Below are 18200 nucleotides of genomic sequence, written 5' to 3'. Positions count from 1 at the left end.
TGTTATATGGTATAGTGAGAAAGTATGTTTGGGGAGAAGGAAGGAGATTATACGATGAACACAACTACTCAAACTCCTTCATTATCAGAAACGATGAAAGAGTGGCATTATGCATTAGCATATGAAATTAAACATTGGAAAACGATAGGTGGTAGTAAAATTTCTATCATGAACGGTCGTTTTTTATATACAGATTATGAGAATACAGTGTATGTATTTCAGCTTATTTCGGAAGTAAGCTTACCTGAAGGTTCACCAATTCGAATTGAGTTCGATGGTGAGGAAGCGACAGGAGAAGTATTATCTGTACATGGATTAGAAATAGAACTGAAATTAAATGATTATATACAAGGTGAAATAAGAGAAGCGGTTTTATACAGTGAACCGTGGCAATTGTTAGAGCAACTGCAAGAGCGATTGAAAGAAGCACGTAAAGACAAGCTAAAACGTAATCGTATAAAGCGTCTCGTTGATGGGACGAGCAGTCCGAAACATATTGAGAAGATGAAAAATCCGAAAAATGAACTGGCATATCGCGCGTTTTACAATCCGACAACGTACGTATGGGGACCACCTGGAACAGGGAAGTCTTACAATTTATCACGTATTATTTCGGCTCATTATCAAAAAGGAAAATCGGTACTTGTGTTAGCTCATAGTAACGCGGCAGTAGACGTATTAATGAGTGAAGTAACGAAGCAAATTGAAAAGAAAAAGAAATGGACGCCTGGCGAAATTGTTCGTTACGGTTATAGTCAACATGAACATATACGAAATCATGAAACGTTACTTGCATCTAAGTTAGTTGAAACGACGAACGGATCATGGGGTGAGGAAAGACTCTACTTAGAAGAAACACGCCAAGAGCTTCGTGAAAAAATCTTATCGTATAAGGCAACGGCCTCTGATAAGAAGCGTATGCAGGAGATTGAAAGTGATCTTCGAAAACAAAAAGCAAAAATTAAAGAAGTAGAAAAAGAGTATATTGAAAATGCGAAAGTAATTGGTGCAACTCTATCAAAATGTGCAATTGATGCGCTAATTTATGAGCGTACATTTGATTTAGTTGTCGTAGATGAAGTGAGTATGGCGTTCGTTCCGCAAATCGCATTAGCTGCTTCACTTGGAAAACGTATCGTCGTTTGCGGTGATTTTTTACAATTACCTCCAATTGCGATGGCAAATCATGAACTCGTTCGCAAATGGCTTGGGGAAGATATGTTTTACCATGCTGGGATTGTTGAGTCTGTTAATAAATCAGAAGCACACCTAAACCTATTTATGTTGCAGGAACAAAGACGTATGCATGCGGATATATCGAAGTTTACGAATTCGTTTATTTATAAAAATAGAGTATACGATCATCCGTCTGTTTCAGAGCGTAAAGAACTTGCGCAATTGCAACCGTTCGCAAATGAAGCGAGTGTTTTATTTGATACGAGCCAAATGGGAGCTTTTTCGTTAAAAGATGCTGCTTCTGGTTCACGTTTTAACATTATGTCTGGTTTAGTAGCGATGCAAATGATGTTAATCGGATTGTTAGACGGTGTTCAGTCGATTGGTGTTGTGACACCTTACAGGGCGCAGTCACGCTTTTTATCGACGTGTATTAGAGAAATGTTGCAGAGAACGAAATATCAACACATACCAGTTTTAGCGGCGACAGTTCATAAGTTCCAAGGTTCTGAAAGAGATATGATGATCTTTGATACGGTTGACAGTTATCCGCAAGAACGACCTGGCGTATTATTCTTTGACCATAAAAACCATCGCCTCGTCAATGTAGCAGTGACAAGAGCGAGAGGGAAGTTCATTCAATTATCAGATTGCCATTATATGCGTAAAAATCTTTCAAGAAAACAAGCGTTGTCACAATTAACAGCTCATATAGAACGTCACGGAGATGTGTATGATCGCACGACATCAAGACAATTGTGGGAACGAAAAATATCGAAACGATTACGCTGGTTTATGGAAATGAATCTTGAAGAGCCGAAAGGGTTATTGAAAGATATTTTAGCCGCAAAACGAAAAATTATTATTTCACTTCCAAGTACAAAACAAGTGGATAAGCGAGTATGGCAAGCGTTAATGCGCACAAATGCACAGATAACAGTTTATAGTGACGGACCAGTTCCACTGAAAAATGTAAAGTTACAAAGACAAAATAAAGCTTTCCCGTTTATCGTAATTGATGATGAAATCTTCTGGGCAGGCGCACCGCTTACATCTCAAATGATGTTTGAAGGTAGTACGGAATTTCCGTACGTATGTGCAAGACTGCAAGCACCTGAGACAATTGGTGTATTAAAAGGATTTTTAGATATTCGGTAAATTCGGATAGGAATTCCTTGACTTTTACTTGGAATGAACTTAGAATAAAAAATAATTTAATATAATTTTATGAAAATTCTTATCACGAGAGGTGGAGGGACTGGCCCTATGATACCTCGGCAGCGGATTCGTTATGAATACTGTGCCAATTCCAGCAAGGTAACTTGAAAGATAAGAAAGAAGCTCATTTTGACTGTATATACAGAAGCCTCTTTCTATCTTTTAGAAAGAGGCTTTTTTACGTGAAAATAAAAGGAGGAAGAACAATGGGAGCGACAGGAGTAACGTCACAAAGAAAAACAATTGAAGAGAGTATCGAAAGAAATAAGGAAAAGTACATAGAAACAAGTCATGATATTCATGCGAATCCAGAGATTGGTAACCAAGAGTTTTACGCATCTAGAACGTTAAGTTTATTGCTAGGCAGTGCAGGATTTCAGTTGCAGCACAATATAGCTGGACATGAAACGGGGTTTATTGCGCGAAAAAGTTCTGGAAAACAAGGACCGGCAATTGCATTTTTAGCGGAGTATGACGCTTTACCAGGATTAGGCCATGCGTGTGGTCACAATTTAATTGGCACAATTAGCGTTGCAGCAGCAATCGCATTATCAGAAACGCTTGAAGAAATTGGCGGGGAAGTTGTTGTGTTTGGTACACCAGCAGAAGAAGGCGGGCCAAATGGTAGCGCGAAATCAAGTTATGTAAAGGCAGGTTTATTTAAAGACATTGATGCGGCGCTTATGATTCATCCGAGCGGAAAAACAGCGACAACGAGTCCTTCACTAGCAGTCGATCCACTTGATTTTCATTTTTACGGAAAAACAGCTCATGCTGCAGCTTCGCCGGAAGAAGGGATTAATGCATTAGATGCGGTTATTCAGCTCTATAACGGTATAAACGCACTTCGCCAACAACTTCCGTCAGACGTGAGAATTCATGGCGTCATTACAGAAGGCGGAAAAGCACCTAACATTATTCCTGACTATGCCGCGGCTAGGTTCTTCATCCGTGCAGCAACGCGAAAAAGATGCGCGGAAGTAACAGAAAAAGTAAGAAACATTGCTGAGGGAGCAGCGTTAGCAACAGGTGCAAAAGTAAAAATCCATCAATTCCAAAATGAAATCGATGAATTACTCGTAACAAAAACATATAACGATATTGTAGCGGAAGAACTAGAACTATTAGGTGAAGATGTAAATCGTAAAGAAAGAGTAGGGATCGGTTCAACCGACGCAGGAAACGTAAGTCAAGTTGTACCGACAATTCATCCGTACATTAAAATCGGACCAGATGATTTAATTGCACATACGAATGAATTTAGAGAAGCAGCACGTTCAGAACTTGGAGATAAAGCATTAATTACATCGGCAAAAGCATTAGCAAATACGGCGTATCGATTAATTACGGAAGAAGGGTTGTTAGAGAAGGTCAAGGAGGAGTTTAGAGAGGCGCAGAGGAATCAAGGGTAAGGGGATTAAGGTGCTTTTTTCGAATAGCAATCTAATTAATAAGTAGAGATATAAAAAAGAACATTGAAAATCAATGTTCTTTTTTTGGTTACTAATCATTGATTTTGTTGGTTTTTCTCAAGAAAGAGAAACTTTTACTGTTAGTGAGGATAATACGTATCCCTTTATCAAAACGACAATTTCTCCTCAAACTCACTCTTTAATACTATTAAAGGAGATGATAAGCCAAACTGCATTAAGGAGTCTAAAAATGCAGCGAGGGAATCCATCGAATCGCTCATGACCTTCATCATATAATTAAATTCCCCACTAATTCGATATAAATCTGTTATTTCAGGAGCGGCATTACAAAATTGAATAAAATCAGAGCATTGGCTCGTTTTAAACATGATGAATGCTTGAATGTTTTTATTAATTTTTGCAGGCTCAAATTTCGTTCGATAAGCCGCTATAACTCCTTGATCTTCAAGCTTGTTAATACGTTCTTTTACAGCAGGTTGCGTCATGGATATAATTCGTCCTATTTCTGAAACAGAAATTCTCGCATTTTCATACAACAAGTTCATAATTTTATGATCGATTTCATCCAGTTTTACGGCGTTTTGCATTGTGTAGCCTCCTTGTTTTTGTTTTCTAAAGTAAATTACGAATTATAACTATAATATCATAAGCGAACGAACTGAATTACCTATAAATTTATATTTAAAATGATTGGTGTTTACATGAAAATATAAGTATAGGTTTTTATCAAACGGAAATTTAGGAAGGATGGAAAAAATGAAGAATCTTGATGGAAAAGTAGCGTTAGTAACAGGAGCGAGTCGCGGAATTGGCCGTGCGATTGCGATGAGATTGGCGAAAGATGGAGCATTAGTTGCGATTCACTACGGTCGAAATAAAACAGCTGCAGATGAAACGATTAGTGAGATTGAATCTAATGGAGGAAAAGCGTTCTTAATTGAAGCTGAACTCAATTCAATTGATGGTGTCAAAAAGCTAGTAAAACAGTTAAAGAATGAATTACAAATAAAAGTTGGTACATCAGAGATTGATATTTTAGTAAACAATGCAGGGATAGGTACACAAGGAACGATTGAAAATACGACAGAAGAAGTTTTTGATGAAATTATGTCTGTGAATATTAAAGCACCATTCTTTTTAATTCAGCAAACATTACCATTAATACGAGCAGAGGGCCGTGTGATTAACATTTCATCAGCTGAAGTACGACTTGGTTTTACAGGGTCCATTGCATACGGCTTAAGTAAAGGTGCATTAAATACGATGACACTGCCTCTAGCTAAACATCTTGGAGAAAGAGGTATAACAGTGAATACAATTATGCCTGGATATACGAAGACAGATATCAATGTAAAATTGCTAGATGATCCGGAAATACGAAATTTTGCTATGAATTCATCTGTGTTCGGACGAATAGGGCAAGTTGAAGATATTGCAGATGCAGTAGCATTCCTTGCTTCTTCTGATAGCCGCTGGGTAACTGGACAGATTTTAGATGTTTCTGGAGGGTTTTGCTTATAGGGGCACTACTCCATACTCATCAAGCTAATTAAGTAAATTACTAGTTATGAAACGACCCTTGTTTCATAACTAGTAATTTATAGAAAGATAGGCATACTAAAGAAGTCTATTAAAACGTGATTTTTTCGCTAGGCAAATTGAATAAGGGGGCTATTTTTAATTATTCGTAATCTAAAATAATCAAATTTAATTTTACAGTAACAATAAAACAAAATTATTGACTGAGTGGTACAAAAAGGGGTATTCTATTCATGTTATCTTTAAAATGAGAGGAGGATACGATTGAATAAACGCGGCAGACCCCGAGAGTTTGATTATTCCTCAATTGTAGATGTTGCAATGAAAACATTTTGGTTAAGAGGATATGAAGGATGTTCTACACAAGATTTATGCAGTGATACAGGACTTGGAAAAGGAAGTTTATACAATACTTTCGGTAGTAAACATGAACTGTATAAACAAGTATTAGAACGCTACCATGAAATTGGGATTAGGGAACAAAAGAAATTGTTACATACTCCAATTCCAGTTAAAGAACGATTAAGTAATTTTTTTGAATGGGCATTGAAAGAAGACTTTGAGAATATGGATCAAAAAGGATGTTTATTGATTAATGCCAGTATAGAACGTGCTAACAACGATTTAATGGTACAAGAAATTTTCTCGAAGCATGTTGAACTTCTTAAACAAGCTATTGAAACAGTGATGGAGGAAGGATTGCAAACAGGTGAAATTTCAAAGAAGCAATCAGCTGAGGAATTAGCTAGTCTGCTTTTAAGCAGTTATTACGGATTCCGTGTTCTTAATGTATCGATGCAAAATCGGATGTTGTCTGAACAAGTTATCAAAGGAACAATAGAGTCTATTTGTGGCGCTTAGTGCGCTCTTTTTTTGCACTATTTCTGTACCGATCATTACAATAATGAATAAGGAGTGTTTTTATGCCATCGATTATTTATTTATTAGCTTTAGCAATCTTTTGTATGACTACATCAGAATTTATGGTTGCAGGTATGATGAATGAACTTGCTCTTTCATTCCAGGTTTCTGTAGCATCTATTGGGTATTTAATTTCAGCTTATGCAGGAGCAATGGTAATAGGAGGCCCCATTTTAACTGCAATCCTCTTACGAATGCGCAGCAAACAAGCATTATTGTTTTTAATGTTCGTATTTTTAATTGGTCAATCGCTCGGAGCTATTGCTTGGAACTATGATATTATGATGATTTCACGTATTATAACTGGTATTGCTTCAGCTTCAGCTTTTGGAGTTGCGATTTCCTTTTCTGCAACATTGGTTCACTCTGATTCAAGGGGAAAAGCTGCATCAATTGTACTTGCAGGTTTAATGTTCGCAACTGTATTAGGCTTACCTATAACAACCGTTATTTCGCAATATTTTGGCTGGCGTATTAGTTTTGGGGCTGTTTCTATTCTTGTGTTAGTATCAGGGATTATGATTCAACGGTTGTTACCATCATCTTCAAATAAAGAGCAATTAAATTGGAAAGACGAACTTCTGCGATTTAAGAATATTCATCTTTGGGCAGCGTACGTAACAAGTATGTTCATTATTGGTGGTACGTTTGCAGCATTTAGTTATTTCACTCCTATCTTTACAAATGTTACAGGGTTTTCAAGTGCAAGTATTCCATATTTACTTGCTCTCTATGGTAGTGCGACGGTAATTGGGAATATAATAATTGGCAAGTTCGCTGATAAATTTACAATGAAAATACTTATGGGTGGACTAATTATATTAATCATAGCGTTGTCTTTATTTGCTTTAAGTGCAGAGAATAAATACATTGCAGTGATTTCTACGATTTTTATTGGTTTAACTGGTGTAGCATTGAATCCAGCTATGGTTGCGAGGGTGATGAAGACAGCTAGTAATGGCATAATGATAAATACCGTTCATAGTTCTTTTATTACGCTAGGTATTGTTATTGGTTCGTCACTAGGTGGTCTTGGGATCAGTAAAGGATATGGTTTTGTATCTCCGCTATGGATTGGAGCTTGTTTAGCTATCCTTGGGGTAATTTCGTTATTCCCATATTTACATAAAAGAAAGGCAGATTAAGATGTTTAAAATTTCTTTATATGGGGTACCGCCGCATCACCATCAAACTAATATTTCATATCTCCCTAAATTAAAATTTTCTTTCTCTACAGATAGTTATTCTGAGAAGCTGCTCATTTTTTCATTTTGGGAGCATTTCTTTTTCTTAAGTTGATGGGCATGTATGGTGACCCCCTATTAGACGATAGTAAATTAACGATTTCGGGGTTCAGTTCAACTTTATTTAAAATAAGATTTTTTTGCAGTAAAATCAATGTTAGTGGAACTTTTTTAATCAAACTTTTTTGAAAATTAACATAAATACTTGCAATATTTAAATTAGTACTATATAGTTCTAGTTATGACAAAGATAAAATTAATGAATCAAAAACGTGTGATTGAAGTAGCTGCAACATTATTTTTAGAAAAAGGGTTTGCTTATACAAGTATGGATGAATTAGTACGTGTAAGCAAAGTTTCAAAGTCTAATGTGTATTATCACTTTTCTAATAAGGAAGTATTATTAGAAGGAGTCGTTGATTATTGGATTGAAATGTATCAATCTGCAATTGATGACATACTTTCTCAGAACCAATTTTTAGTTGAAGATCGTATCCAACTGTTTTTAAAGCAATTATCACAAGGAGTTCAGTCGAGAGAGTATAAGGGGAGCTGTCCATTTATTACTCTTTATATTCAAAGTCCTAAACAGGCCACGCAAATAAAAGAAAAAATAGGTCTTTTTTTTACAGGATTACAAAAGAAAGTTTCTCTATTACTTAAACAAGGGGTAGAGAATGGAGAATTCAGAAATACGATTAATATTGATGAGGTTGCATCACTTTTTATTACAAATCTTGAAGGAGCGTTATTTATTTCAGAAACATTGAAGGATGCAACTGTAATCACGAAAACAGCAGATCATTTTTTAAAATTGCTTCGATAAAAGAAGCATTTTTTTTACATCAAATTAGTACTGATTAGTACTAAAAAGGAGATCTTATATGAGAACAGTATTTTTAATTGGTGGAACAGGCTTTATTGGAAAGCAAGTAGTGAAAGAATTAGCCAAAGAGGATGTTAAAATTCTTCTTTTAGTGAGGTCGAAAAGTAAAGCAATACGCCTTTTTCAAGAAAGAGGCATCTTAAAAAAGGAAGTTATGCACTTTATTGAAGGTGATTTGACGAAAATAGATTTAGGTCTAAGTGCTGAAGATAAGGAGAGGGTATTGAAAACGGATGTGATTATTCACGCAGGAGGCCCCATGGATATTCAAGCGACAAGTAAAGAGGCAGCTTCCGTATTTTTAAATGGTGCCAAACATATTAGTGAATTAGCTAAAAGTATTCATCAATTGAAGGGCTTGCAACAATTTATTCATGTTGTAGGTTATATGAGTCCCTTTGATGATAAAAATAGCAAGATTGCAATTGATGTGTTTCAAGAAGGAAACAATTATTTGAAAATAAAAAATCCATATGAGAGAACAAAATTTTTAGCAGATCTTTATATCCGTCACCAGGCAGCAGCAGTAGGTTATCCGCTTTCTGTAATTAATCCGCCAACTGTAGTCGGTAGTAGTAAAACAGGGAGTACAGAGCAGATAGCGGGATTAGGTTTGCTTGTGATGAGTATGCGAAGAGGGCTCATGCCAGTGATTCCTGGAGGTAAGGGATATAGGTTACCACTTATTTCAAACGATGAGCTTGCGAAGTTTATTGTGCAGGTTTTCAGATTGGAGCAACCGACTATTCAAACATATACACTTGTTGAAGACAAACAGTACGATCAGAACATTGCTGAATTATTAAGTATTATGTCGGAAAGTATGAATATGAGGGCACCAAAAATCTCTGTCCCAATGCCACTTATGAAAGCAATTATGAATAGTGGAGTAAGTAAAATAACAAAAATTCCTTCTGATGGACTGAATTTTATTACAAAACGAAAATTTTCAAATGTTTCAGCGAAAAAAATTATGGGAGGAGATTGGTTTAAGGAGACGAATGTAATGAAATTTTTCCCTGCCGTAGTAGCTGATCTGGATTATCGAATGATGTATCAAAATGGCCAACATAATCAATTATTTAAACGAACATTATGCGATAACACTACCCTTTACCAATTACAAGGAGAGGGTAAACCGTTTATATTATTACATGGTTTATTGAGTGATGGAGAGGACTTATTTCCTTTAGCACAAGAGCTTCATGAAAAAACTGGTCAACCTGTATGGATCCTGGATCTTCCAGGTTTGGGACGTTCTCCTTTTAAACGAGAGAAAAATCTTCTAGATATCTATTTGAATGTAGTGAAAAAGTTATTGGAGAAAGCTACTAATGGTGCACATTTAATTGGCCATTCATTCGGTGCGTTTATTCTTCTGGAAGCGTTGGTACAAGAGTACATAGATAAGAAGTATTCAATCACTTTACTTCAGCCACCTGTTGTTAAAAAAAATGCTAAATCGCTAAATGTTCCTCAATTTATGAACAAATGGACATTAAAACTGGCAACTACTAATTTGATAGGGCGATATTTATTAAGTAATGGTTTGTTTGAAAGTATGGAGAGCATCCCTGAACATTATATTGAAAAAATAATTAACAGTTTTACTTCTCCTAGAATTTTAAATACTACGGTTCAGCTTAACAGTTTACTACTGAAAAACGATCAAGGTGATTCCAATGAAGTAACAAAGTATAATCTTCACATTATTTGGGGGGATTATGACAGAGCCTATTCTGCTCCATCGCATCTTGGTAAGGTTGATTTTGTTCCATATGGCCATCATTTTCCTCTTAGCCATCCGAGTGAAACGGCAACATTAGTAATAAAAAATAGTAATACTAGCAGATGAGAGTGTGGGATAAATAAAAAGTGTGTAGTAAGATCGTTGTGTCTTTGAAATAAAATCGTACTGTTTTGGGTCCCCCTATCATCATCAGACTAAGAAACGCCAATACCTCAAAACGAAAAAATGAGCATTTTGTTACAAGATAGTACAAAATTTCGTTCTGGGGGTACTATAAAATGTTAGCTTGATGGGCATGGGATCCCGCTCACATTTTAACGAAAATATACGCTAAGCAAATTCCAATATAAAGCGAGCCGAATTTTCTACTCTTAAGAAAAATTTCGGTTCGTTTTATGGTTTCATGACAAGTTGTTTACTGAACAATAAAGTTCTTTATTGGAACAGGCTACTTTCTTCAACAATTGGGCTAGATTGTTGAAGAAGAAATATAATAAAAATGCTTTTGATTGTTTTATTAAACGAATTAAACCGCAAAAAACAAGAAGAATTCCCCCCCCTTTACTAGTACACTAAATGCTATAAAAAGGAGGGAGATTATGAACAATAAAGCCATTGGATTATTTCAAGGAATTGCGTTATACATTTCAGCTATTCTAGGATCAGGTGTCCTTTTTTATCGGGGGTAACGGCCTCAATAGCGGGCCCTGCATCTATTGTATCCTGGTTTATCGTTATTATAATTAGTTTTCCGCTTGCTTATTCCTTTGCTAGTTTGGCACGGATATATCCTGATTCCGGTGGAGCAGCAACCTTTGTTAGAAATTCTTTTGGATATCATCTTGGCAATATCGTTGGGTGGTTTTACTTTGTAACAGCAGCAGTTGGTCAAACGATTGTATCTTTAACTGGTGCTTTTTACGTCAGTCAGGCATTTGGATTTTCGCATTTTGAAACAATTATAATTGCCGTCTTTATTTTGGTAATTGCAGGTGTTTCCAATTATTACGGCGTAAATGTTAGTGGTAAAGTTGCAGTGTTTTTAAGTTCCTTATTACTGATCCTTTTAGCGTCAGCTGTATTTGTGGCGTTTCCAAGAATACAATGGGGGAATTTTACTCCCTTTGTTCCAAATGGATGGTTTTCTGTCGGGAACGCTATAACGGTTATCTTTTGGGCATTTTTCGGTTGGGAGGCGATTTGTAATCTGGCTGAGCACTTTAAAAGGCCAGAAAAAGATATTGTCAAAGGAGCAGTTATTAGTGCAGTTGTCATTGGATTATTATTTTTAGCGCTAAGCCTTGTCACTATTGGAACGGCCACGTATGGCAGTCAAGAAAGCAACCTGTCTCCTATTGGTGTTATAATGGGAGATACAGTAGGCGGAGGTGCCAAAGTCGTTACAGCTGTTTTAGCTTTAATTATTTGTACAGGGACAGCGAATGCTTTTGTAGCCAGCCTAACGCAATTCGGTAGCAGGTGTGTTAGTGACAAAAGCTTTGTCACTAACGTTTGATGATATTTTGTTTATACCGACTTCTCTTGGGATTATAGTTTATGTTCTTTCAATGGCAGCAGGCGTTAAATTATTTAGGAAGAACACACTGGCATGGTGGGCATCGTTAATCTCTTTCATTTTATGTTTGCTGGTGATTCCATTTTTTCAATTGTATATATTTGTTCCGTTAATTGTCGTGGCTATATATGCGATTTATATGATTTTGAGTAATAAGATTTTCGCCTACAAGGGAGGATTAAAATCTAATGAAGGATCAAAATAATCTTTCTAGAGATACCATGTGGAAAGCAACAGTATCATGTGATTTAGCGTATGACGGGATATTCTTTTACGCAGTAAAGACAACTGGAATTTTCTGCCAGCCTTCTTGCAAGTCTAAGGTTCCTAATTATGAAAATGTATCCTTTTTTTCAAATGTGCACGAAGCTCAAAGGGCAGGCTATCGCCCATGCAAAAGATGCCGATCAGATCTAAATATAAAAATATACGACCCGTTCGAATGCGTTTTGGAAGATACTATGCGATTGATAAAAAATAATTATGTTCAAAACATGTCTTTAAATGAAATTGCATCAAGGGTAGGAGTTAGTCGTTTTCATTTAAATCGGATTTTCAAAGAAAGAACAGGGTATACTCCTCGAATATATCTAGAAAGGATCAGAGTTAAGAAAGCAAAGGAACTGCTCTTGACAACGGTCTTTAATAGTACAGAGATTGGTTATCAAACAGGCTATCAAAGTGTATCTAGCTTTTATAATGCATTTAAAAGAAATACAGGATTTTCACCGAGTCAATTCCGTGCTTTCCATAGTGGAAATACCGTAAACCAAGAACTTGACTGAATTCACGTTCTTTAACAAAAGATAGCATGAATTAACAAGAGTGCTTTGTACTCATCGTATTTTTCGATAAATCATTACTGATTGATTAAAAGTAAACAACTTTGTATTGAACAATAATACGCCATTTTTCTCTGTTATAGAATTGTAAGCTTTTTAATTCACTCCTCAACAAACGGGCAGGATTATTGAACAAGTTTTATGAACTTTAGTGGTAGCATCATTAGTGAAATGCTTTATAACAACTAATTAAGGAGGGATAGAATATGAGAAATAACTTTCAAATCATTGCGTTACAAGAGAAGGAGTTTAATAACCTATTTCTAATGAATGAAGAAGTATTAAAAAGTATCGGGGCAGTCAAAATAATAGCAAATAAAAATCCTGGATATCCTTGCAGGATAAGTTTGAAGGATGCAGAGGTAGGAGAAGAGGTAATTTTACTGAATTACCAATATCATAGTGTTAATTCGCCTTATAAAGCAAGTGGTCCTATATTTATACGAAAGGGAGCAACTACTGCTAAGCTAGATGTAAATGAAATTCCGCATATGTTACATCATAGGTATCTATCTGTACGCGGCTACAATGCTGACTCAATGATTGTAGAAGCAAGGGTTACAGAAGGTGTAAATTTAAGAGAAAATATAGATGAAATTTTTGATAATAAAGAAGTAGAATATATTCACATTCTTAACGCTAAACCAGGATGCTATAACTGCCTTGTTAATAGAGTATAAAAAAAGTAGTTAGACTAGTGTATTTTACTCCGGTTCATTTCAAAATATAATTGAAAATTCATCTTTAAATTAAAAAAAGAAGGTGTTACCTTTATATATTAATACCTTCGAAATATTGTATAACAGATAATTTTTATGCATTATTGATTAGCATTGATTATTGTGCTAACGAATCAGGATAGTGTGGCGACCGACCAACTAAATAGTTGCTTCTCCTCAATTATTAGAAGGGAAGTTCTATCATTTCGCGAATTTATTAGACATAGACGAGTGCTATAATTTTCTATATCTACATAAAGAGGTGACTACGCATGAATCAAAGACCGTCAGAAGAAGAATACGCCGGGAACTCCGGCGAATATATCCGTTTGGTACCGGACGGTGAAATCATCGATATTCTGCTCGCCCAGGAAAAGCAAATGACCGAGCTCCTGGCATCGTTGACCGAAAGCCAGTACGCGTATCGGTATGCGGAAGGAAAATGGACGCTGAAAGAAGTCGTGGGCCACATTGCAGACTCAGAACGCGTCATGACCTACCGCCTGCTCCGGTTCGCAAGAGGGGATCAGACGCCTCTGACTGGTTTCGATCAGGACTTGTTCATACCTCCTTTCGGAAGTTGGACAACCGCGCAATTGGCCGAAGACTACCGGGCCGTACGGCAATCAACGATCACATTGCTGCGCGGGCTACCGGCGGAGGCGTGGACCCGCAAGGGCACAGCCAACAACCTAAGCATTACGGCGCGCGCCCTCGCGTACGGCATAGCAGGACACGAACTTCATCACATGGGGGTCATCCGAAATCGGTACTTGAGTTAATCGTTGGCTGAGGCCTTTGGAATGGAACTAACACCTCTCATACAGCCTTAGATACCGTTCTTATTGGGGTCCCGCCCCACAACCATCAACTTAAGGATTTAGACTATTTTTGAAATTAAAAGCACATTACTATTCTCTTATGTTAATGAGAATAGTAATGTGCTTTTTATGAATATGCACCAAAAACAAGAGTTATCTTTATTTGCCGAAGAGTTATATCAATTTTTTTCATTTGGGGGTATTTGTTTTTCTTAGCTTGATGGTGATGGGGCACTACTCTATAATGGTCAAATTAAAATTGAAAACAGTTATAGAGACTCCATTCCTCGGAAATATTGTAACTATTAAGTTGTAAAAAGAACCATAGTTTTTTATTTTTGAAAAGGCTATGGCCCTTTTTAGTTGTAGCAAAGATATGATGTGAGGAAGTTTTTATAAATCAAAAAAATTGATTAATTAGTTGCATAATAAATTAATCAGCGTATATACTATAAATATCAAAAAAAGTTGATGAAGGGAGAGGGAACTAAAATGGCACAAGATTTTCAGCTCTATGAGAAAAAATTCAAAGCATTAGCGGATCAAAAGCGTTTAGAGATTATGTATGAACTTTGCCAGCGAGGCCAGACTTGTGTATGTGATTTAACAGAGATTTTTGAAATGACGCAATCTAAGTTGTCCTATCATTTAAAGATTTTATTAGATGCAGGTTTAATTGTAAAAGAAACAAAAGGTACGTGGAGTTATTATGATTTAAATGATGCGGAAGTAAATAATTTATTATCAGAAGAATTATGTTGTATCTTTAGAAAAACAGGAAAAGGTAGCTGCTGTTAAAATTTTAATTTATTAATCAAAAAAAATTGATTAATGATATATAAAGAGGAGGAATAAGGTATGAGATATGTTCACATCGGTATAAACGTTACGAATTTAGAGAAGTCTATTGAATTTTATGAAAAGGTATTTGGTGTATCACCAGTTAAAGTGAAAACAGATTATGCAAAATTTTTATTAGAGACGCCAGGACTTAATTTCACGCTGAACGTGCGAGATGAAGTGAAGGGAAATCAGGTAAATCACTTTGGTTTCCAAGTGGATACAGCTGAAGAAATTATATTACATAAAGAACGATTAGAAAAAGAAGGTTTCTTTGCGCGTGATGAGATGGATACGACTTGTTGCTATGCAGTACAAGATAAGTTTTGGGTAACGGATCCCGATGGTAATGAGTGGGAGTTCTTTTATACAAAAGCAGATAGTGATGTTCACAAAATAGAAGAGTCATCTTGTTGCACCACTTCAAATGAGGTAGCTAAAAATTCTTGTTGTTAATAGGAGATGGGAAATAAAATGAAACGTTTATCTTTTCTAGACCGATATTTAACACTATGGATCTTTCTAGCGATGGCTGTTGGGATTGGTTTAGGGTTTGTGTTTCCTAGTGTAGTAGACGGACTGAATACATTGCAGGTTGGAACGACGTCTATTCCGCTTGCTGTTGGATTAATTATAATGATGTATCCACCGTTAGCGAAAGTTCGCTATGAGGAAATGGGCCGAGTATTTAAAGATGTAAAAGTGTTAGTTCTATCTTTAGTACAAAATTGGATTATTGGTCCGGTACTTATGTTTGTTTTAGCAATTATTTTTCTTCCTGATAAACCAGAATACATGGTTGGTCTCATTATGATTGGATTAGCACGTTGTATTGCAATGGTCATTGTTTGGAACGATCTTGCCGATGGAGATAAAGAGTATGCGGCAGGTTTAGTTGCTTTTAATTCGGTATTCCAAATGCTCTTTTTCTCAGTTTATGCATACGTATTTGTAACTATAATTCCAGAATGGTTAGGGATTGAAGGTGCTATTGTCGATATTACAATGATAGAAGTAGCAAAATCAGTATTTATCTATTTGGGAATTCCTTTTATAGCAGGTATGTTGACACGCTTTGTACTCGTTAAGTTTAAAGGAAGACAGTGGTACGAAAAGGTGTTTATACCGAAAATTAGTCCACTTACATTACTTGCATTGCTATTTACGATCATCATTATGTTCTCTTTAAAAGGGGAGATGATTGTTAGCGTGCCACTAGATGTAGTAAGAATAGCGATTCCGTTATTAATCTATTTTATTGTAATGTTTTTTGTTTCTTTCTTTATGGGAAGAAAAATTGGTGCAAACTATCCGGTAACAACAACGCTAGCATTTACAGCAGGTAGTAATAACTTTGAATTAGCGATTGCTGTAGCAGTTGGTGTGTTTGGTATTCATTCAGGCGCAGCATTCGCAGCTGTTATCGGACCGTTAGTTGAAGTCCCAGTCATGATTGCACTTGTAAACGTCGCTTTTTGGTTTAAGCGTAAATATTTTAATGACCAACCAGTATAATTTAAAAACAAAGGCGGAAAACAACATGGAAAATAAAAAGACAATCTATTTCTTATGTACAGGAAATTCATGCAGAAGCCAAATGGCAGAAGCATGGGGCAAACAATATTTAGGAGATAAGTGGAATGTATATTCTGCAGGAATCGAAGCACACGGAGTGAATCCAAACGCAATTAAAGCAATGAACGAAGTAAATATCGACATAACAAATCAAACATCAGATATAATTGATGCAAACATTTTAAATAGTGCTGATTTAGTCGTTACGCTTTGTAGTCATGCGGATGCTGTATGCCCATCTACTCCGCCGCATGTGAATCGTATTCACTGGGGATTTGATGATCCAGCAGGAAAAGAATGGTCTGAATTTCAACGTGTTCGCGATGAAATTGGAGAACGTATAAAGCGATTTTCTGAAACAGGGGAGTAAATAAAGGAAAGAGTCAATCTTCTATTGGATAGGGGATTGGCTCTTTTTTCTATATATAGTCACTATTGCATTGGCTTATAACAACTATCTCAACGAATACAGAATATTATGTGAGAATGATATAGTTAGAATAGTAGTATGCCTCTATTAAATATGTATAGAACAATATTGGTCATTAACAATGAATAAAATTTTGGTCTTTAGAGTAATCGAGATAGTAATCATAAAAGTAGTGTGTAATAAAAATTTTTCAGATGAAAGGAAAAAGGATGAAACAAATAATAAGAGACGTATTAATAAGTTATTTTAAAGAAATCCATACACTAATGGTAGAAGAAGAATTACATAAAAATAGCTGGCATACAGATTTACACTATAAAATTATGGTAAATGGAAAGCGATATTCCGCACGGTTTATGAATAGCAAGCGAATAATCAATCCAGCTTTTGGAGCGTTATCAAATGAACAATTGAAAGAGCAAGTACGCTTTACGTATTATTTACGTGAGCATGGAATGCCTTTTATGCAAATTAACAAGAATAAGTCAGGGGAGTCATTTACATTAGTCACTTGGAATGATGAACAGTACCGATTTATATTGTCTAATTGGATTGAAGGAGAGCATCTTACACACTGCACAGAATCTATCGCAGAATTGTTTGGAAAGAAGGCAAGAAAGATACATGATATTTCTAGTACATTTCAAAGTTCAATTTTTCAAAAGAAATCTCATTTAGATGGGTATGTTGAGTTTATTAATATGTTAGAAAGTAAGGCTAGCGCATGTAAAGATGTACGGGAGTATATAAATCTAGCTAAATATCATATAGAGTGCGCATATACGAGTGAATTAGAGTTTATCGTACAAACAGACTTAAATCCTTTGAATGTTTTATGGGACTCAAATCAACAGGTAAAAGGAATTGTAGATTTTGAATCAATTGGATATGTAGACCGCATTGAAGGACTAGCCTTTTTAATAAAATGGTATTCTCAAACAGAAGGAATACAGTCTCATGAAGTATGTTCAAGTGTTGCTAGTGCATTTTTAGTAGGGTATAAGGCCCATAATATTTTAACACCAAATGATTATAAGAGACTTTCTTCCTTGTTATGGTTATCCGGTAGTTTGAATTGGAATTTTGTGAAGAAAACGCTAAGTGTAATAAGTGATGAGAGGGAATTAGAAGAACATTTAGAAGTTTATAGATTGAGGGGAGAAAGACTATCTTCATTATTAATTTGTACATAACATGTATTCTCCTAGTTTGGGATTCAAATAAGAAACC

16 protein-coding genes, 1 pseudogene and 1 riboswitch are annotated in these 18200 nt (G+C 35.8%); of the genes and pseudogenes, 16 read left to right on the top strand and 1 reads right to left on the bottom strand.

All coding sequences use genetic code 11. The features are described from left to right. The first annotated feature begins 24 nt into the window (after positions 1-24). A complete protein-coding gene (locus tag ACS2FK_RS13690) occupies positions 25-2334 on the top strand; it encodes an AAA domain-containing protein (protein ID WP_063547874.1) in 2310 nt (769 codons plus the stop codon). 76 nt (positions 2335-2410) lie between these two features. Beyond that, positions 2411-2512: riboswitch (SAM riboswitch) on the top strand. A gap of 88 nt (positions 2513-2600) precedes the next feature. After that, the gene (locus tag ACS2FK_RS13685) at positions 2601-3806 is read left to right on the top strand and encodes a M20 family metallopeptidase (RefSeq protein ID WP_000501367.1); all 1206 of its coding nucleotides are present in this window, start codon (positions 2601-2603) and stop codon (positions 3804-3806) included. A 167-nt stretch (positions 3807-3973) separates the two neighbouring features. Here the strand turns inward: ACS2FK_RS13685 and ACS2FK_RS13680 are convergent, their stop codons facing one another. Then, entirely contained in the window at positions 3974-4414 is a 441-nt protein-coding gene (locus tag ACS2FK_RS13680; RefSeq protein WP_063547872.1) for an Lrp/AsnC family transcriptional regulator, read from the bottom strand. A 169-nt stretch (positions 4415-4583) separates the two neighbouring features. Between ACS2FK_RS13680 and ACS2FK_RS13675 the strand changes: the two genes are divergently transcribed. The 14 genes and pseudogenes from ACS2FK_RS13675 (at position 4584) to ACS2FK_RS13610 (ending at position 18163) form a co-directional block, all read left to right on the top strand. Further along, entirely contained in the window at positions 4584-5348 is a 765-nt protein-coding gene (locus ACS2FK_RS13675; protein WP_063547870.1) for an SDR family oxidoreductase, read from the top strand. A 282-nt stretch (positions 5349-5630) separates the two neighbouring features. Then, a complete protein-coding gene (locus tag ACS2FK_RS13670; protein WP_063547868.1) occupies positions 5631-6227 on the top strand; it encodes a TetR/AcrR family transcriptional regulator in 597 nt (198 codons plus the stop codon). A gap of 62 nt (positions 6228-6289) precedes the next feature. Continuing rightward, complete coding sequence (locus tag ACS2FK_RS13665) at positions 6290-7432, top strand: MFS transporter (RefSeq protein WP_063547866.1); 1143 nt, start codon at positions 6290-6292, stop codon at positions 7430-7432. Positions 7433-7790: 358 nt separating this feature from the next. Beyond that, on the top strand, positions 7791-8357 hold the full coding sequence (locus ACS2FK_RS13660; protein WP_001072312.1) for a TetR/AcrR family transcriptional regulator: 567 nt from the start codon (positions 7791-7793) through the stop codon (positions 8355-8357). A 58-nt stretch (positions 8358-8415) separates the two neighbouring features. Next, positions 8416-10272: an alpha/beta fold hydrolase gene (locus tag ACS2FK_RS13655; protein WP_063547864.1), complete on the top strand. Its 1857-nt coding sequence runs from the start codon at positions 8416-8418 to the stop codon at positions 10270-10272. Positions 10273-10766: 494 nt separating this feature from the next. Then, positions 10767-11948, top strand: a pseudogene (locus ACS2FK_RS13650) (APC family permease). Continuing rightward, complete coding sequence (locus ACS2FK_RS13645) at positions 11932-12528, top strand: bifunctional transcriptional activator/DNA repair enzyme AdaA (RefSeq protein WP_063547863.1); 597 nt, start codon at positions 11932-11934, stop codon at positions 12526-12528. Before ACS2FK_RS13650 ends, ACS2FK_RS13645 begins: the two are co-directional and overlap by 17 nt. Before the next feature lie 263 nt (positions 12529-12791). Then, positions 12792-13265 (top strand): DUF1203 domain-containing protein, encoded by a 474-nt coding sequence (locus ACS2FK_RS13640; protein WP_063547862.1) that lies wholly within the window; start codon positions 12792-12794, stop codon positions 13263-13265. A 311-nt stretch (positions 13266-13576) separates the two neighbouring features. Continuing rightward, positions 13577-14086, top strand: a complete 510-nt coding sequence (locus ACS2FK_RS13635) for a DinB family protein (protein WP_063547861.1) — start codon at positions 13577-13579, stop codon at positions 14084-14086. A gap of 531 nt (positions 14087-14617) precedes the next feature. Next, on the top strand, positions 14618-14923 hold the full coding sequence (arsR, locus tag ACS2FK_RS13630; RefSeq protein ID WP_000046014.1) for an arsenical resistance operon transcriptional regulator ArsR: 306 nt from the start codon (positions 14618-14620) through the stop codon (positions 14921-14923). A 60-nt stretch (positions 14924-14983) separates the two neighbouring features. Then, entirely contained in the window at positions 14984-15421 is a 438-nt protein-coding gene (locus ACS2FK_RS13625) for an ArsI/CadI family heavy metal resistance metalloenzyme (RefSeq protein ID WP_023522412.1), read from the top strand. Positions 15422-15439: 18 nt separating this feature from the next. After that, a complete protein-coding gene (gene arsB / locus ACS2FK_RS13620) occupies positions 15440-16480 on the top strand; it encodes an ACR3 family arsenite efflux transporter (protein ID WP_063547860.1) in 1041 nt (346 codons plus the stop codon). Between the two features lie 25 nt (positions 16481-16505). Then, positions 16506-16910 (top strand): arsenate reductase (thioredoxin), encoded by a 405-nt coding sequence (gene arsC / locus ACS2FK_RS13615; RefSeq protein WP_023522410.1) that lies wholly within the window; start codon positions 16506-16508, stop codon positions 16908-16910. A 269-nt stretch (positions 16911-17179) separates the two neighbouring features. Further along, positions 17180-18163 carry a phosphotransferase gene (locus ACS2FK_RS13610; protein ID WP_063547859.1) on the top strand — a complete coding sequence of 328 codons (984 nt, stop codon included), beginning with the start codon at positions 17180-17182 and terminating at the stop codon, positions 18161-18163. The last annotated feature ends 37 nt before the right edge of the window (positions 18164-18200 follow it).

The sequence above is a fragment of the Bacillus cereus group sp. BceL220 genome (assembly GCF_051776965.1).
Lineage (GTDB): Bacteria > Bacillota > Bacilli > Bacillales > Bacillaceae_G > Bacillus_A > Bacillus_A cereus.
The sequence above is the reverse complement of the archived record's forward strand: the minus strand, read 5'-3'. Positions and strand labels throughout refer to the sequence as shown.

Coding starts and splice junctions, on each gene's coding strand:
- ACS2FK_RS13675 (WP_063547870.1), top strand. CDS start 4,584: ATGAAGAATCTTGATGGAAAAGTAGCGTTAGTAACAGGAGCGAGTCGC.
- ACS2FK_RS13625 (WP_023522412.1), top strand. CDS start 14,984: ATGAGATATGTTCACATCGGTATAAACGTTACGAATTTAGAGAAGTCT.
- ACS2FK_RS13655 (WP_063547864.1), top strand. CDS start 8,416: ATGAGAACAGTATTTTTAATTGGTGGAACAGGCTTTATTGGAAAGCAA.
- ACS2FK_RS13645 (WP_063547863.1), top strand. CDS start 11,932: ATGAAGGATCAAAATAATCTTTCTAGAGATACCATGTGGAAAGCAACA.
- ACS2FK_RS13635 (WP_063547861.1), top strand. CDS start 13,577: ATGAATCAAAGACCGTCAGAAGAAGAATACGCCGGGAACTCCGGCGAA.
- ACS2FK_RS13610 (WP_063547859.1), top strand. CDS start 17,180: ATGAAACAAATAATAAGAGACGTATTAATAAGTTATTTTAAAGAAATC.
- arsB (WP_063547860.1), top strand. CDS start 15,440: ATGAAACGTTTATCTTTTCTAGACCGATATTTAACACTATGGATCTTT.
- ACS2FK_RS13640 (WP_063547862.1), top strand. CDS start 12,792: ATGAGAAATAACTTTCAAATCATTGCGTTACAAGAGAAGGAGTTTAAT.
- arsC (WP_023522410.1), top strand. CDS start 16,506: ATGGAAAATAAAAAGACAATCTATTTCTTATGTACAGGAAATTCATGC.
- ACS2FK_RS13690 (WP_063547874.1), top strand. CDS start 25: ATGTTTGGGGAGAAGGAAGGAGATTATACGATGAACACAACTACTCAA.
- arsR (WP_000046014.1), top strand. CDS start 14,618: ATGGCACAAGATTTTCAGCTCTATGAGAAAAAATTCAAAGCATTAGCG.
- ACS2FK_RS13665 (WP_063547866.1), top strand. CDS start 6,290: ATGCCATCGATTATTTATTTATTAGCTTTAGCAATCTTTTGTATGACT.
- ACS2FK_RS13660 (WP_001072312.1), top strand. CDS start 7,791: ATGAATCAAAAACGTGTGATTGAAGTAGCTGCAACATTATTTTTAGAA.
- ACS2FK_RS13680 (WP_063547872.1), bottom strand. CDS start 4,414: ATGCAAAACGCCGTAAAACTGGATGAAATCGATCATAAAATTATGAAC.
- ACS2FK_RS13685 (WP_000501367.1), top strand. CDS start 2,601: ATGGGAGCGACAGGAGTAACGTCACAAAGAAAAACAATTGAAGAGAGT.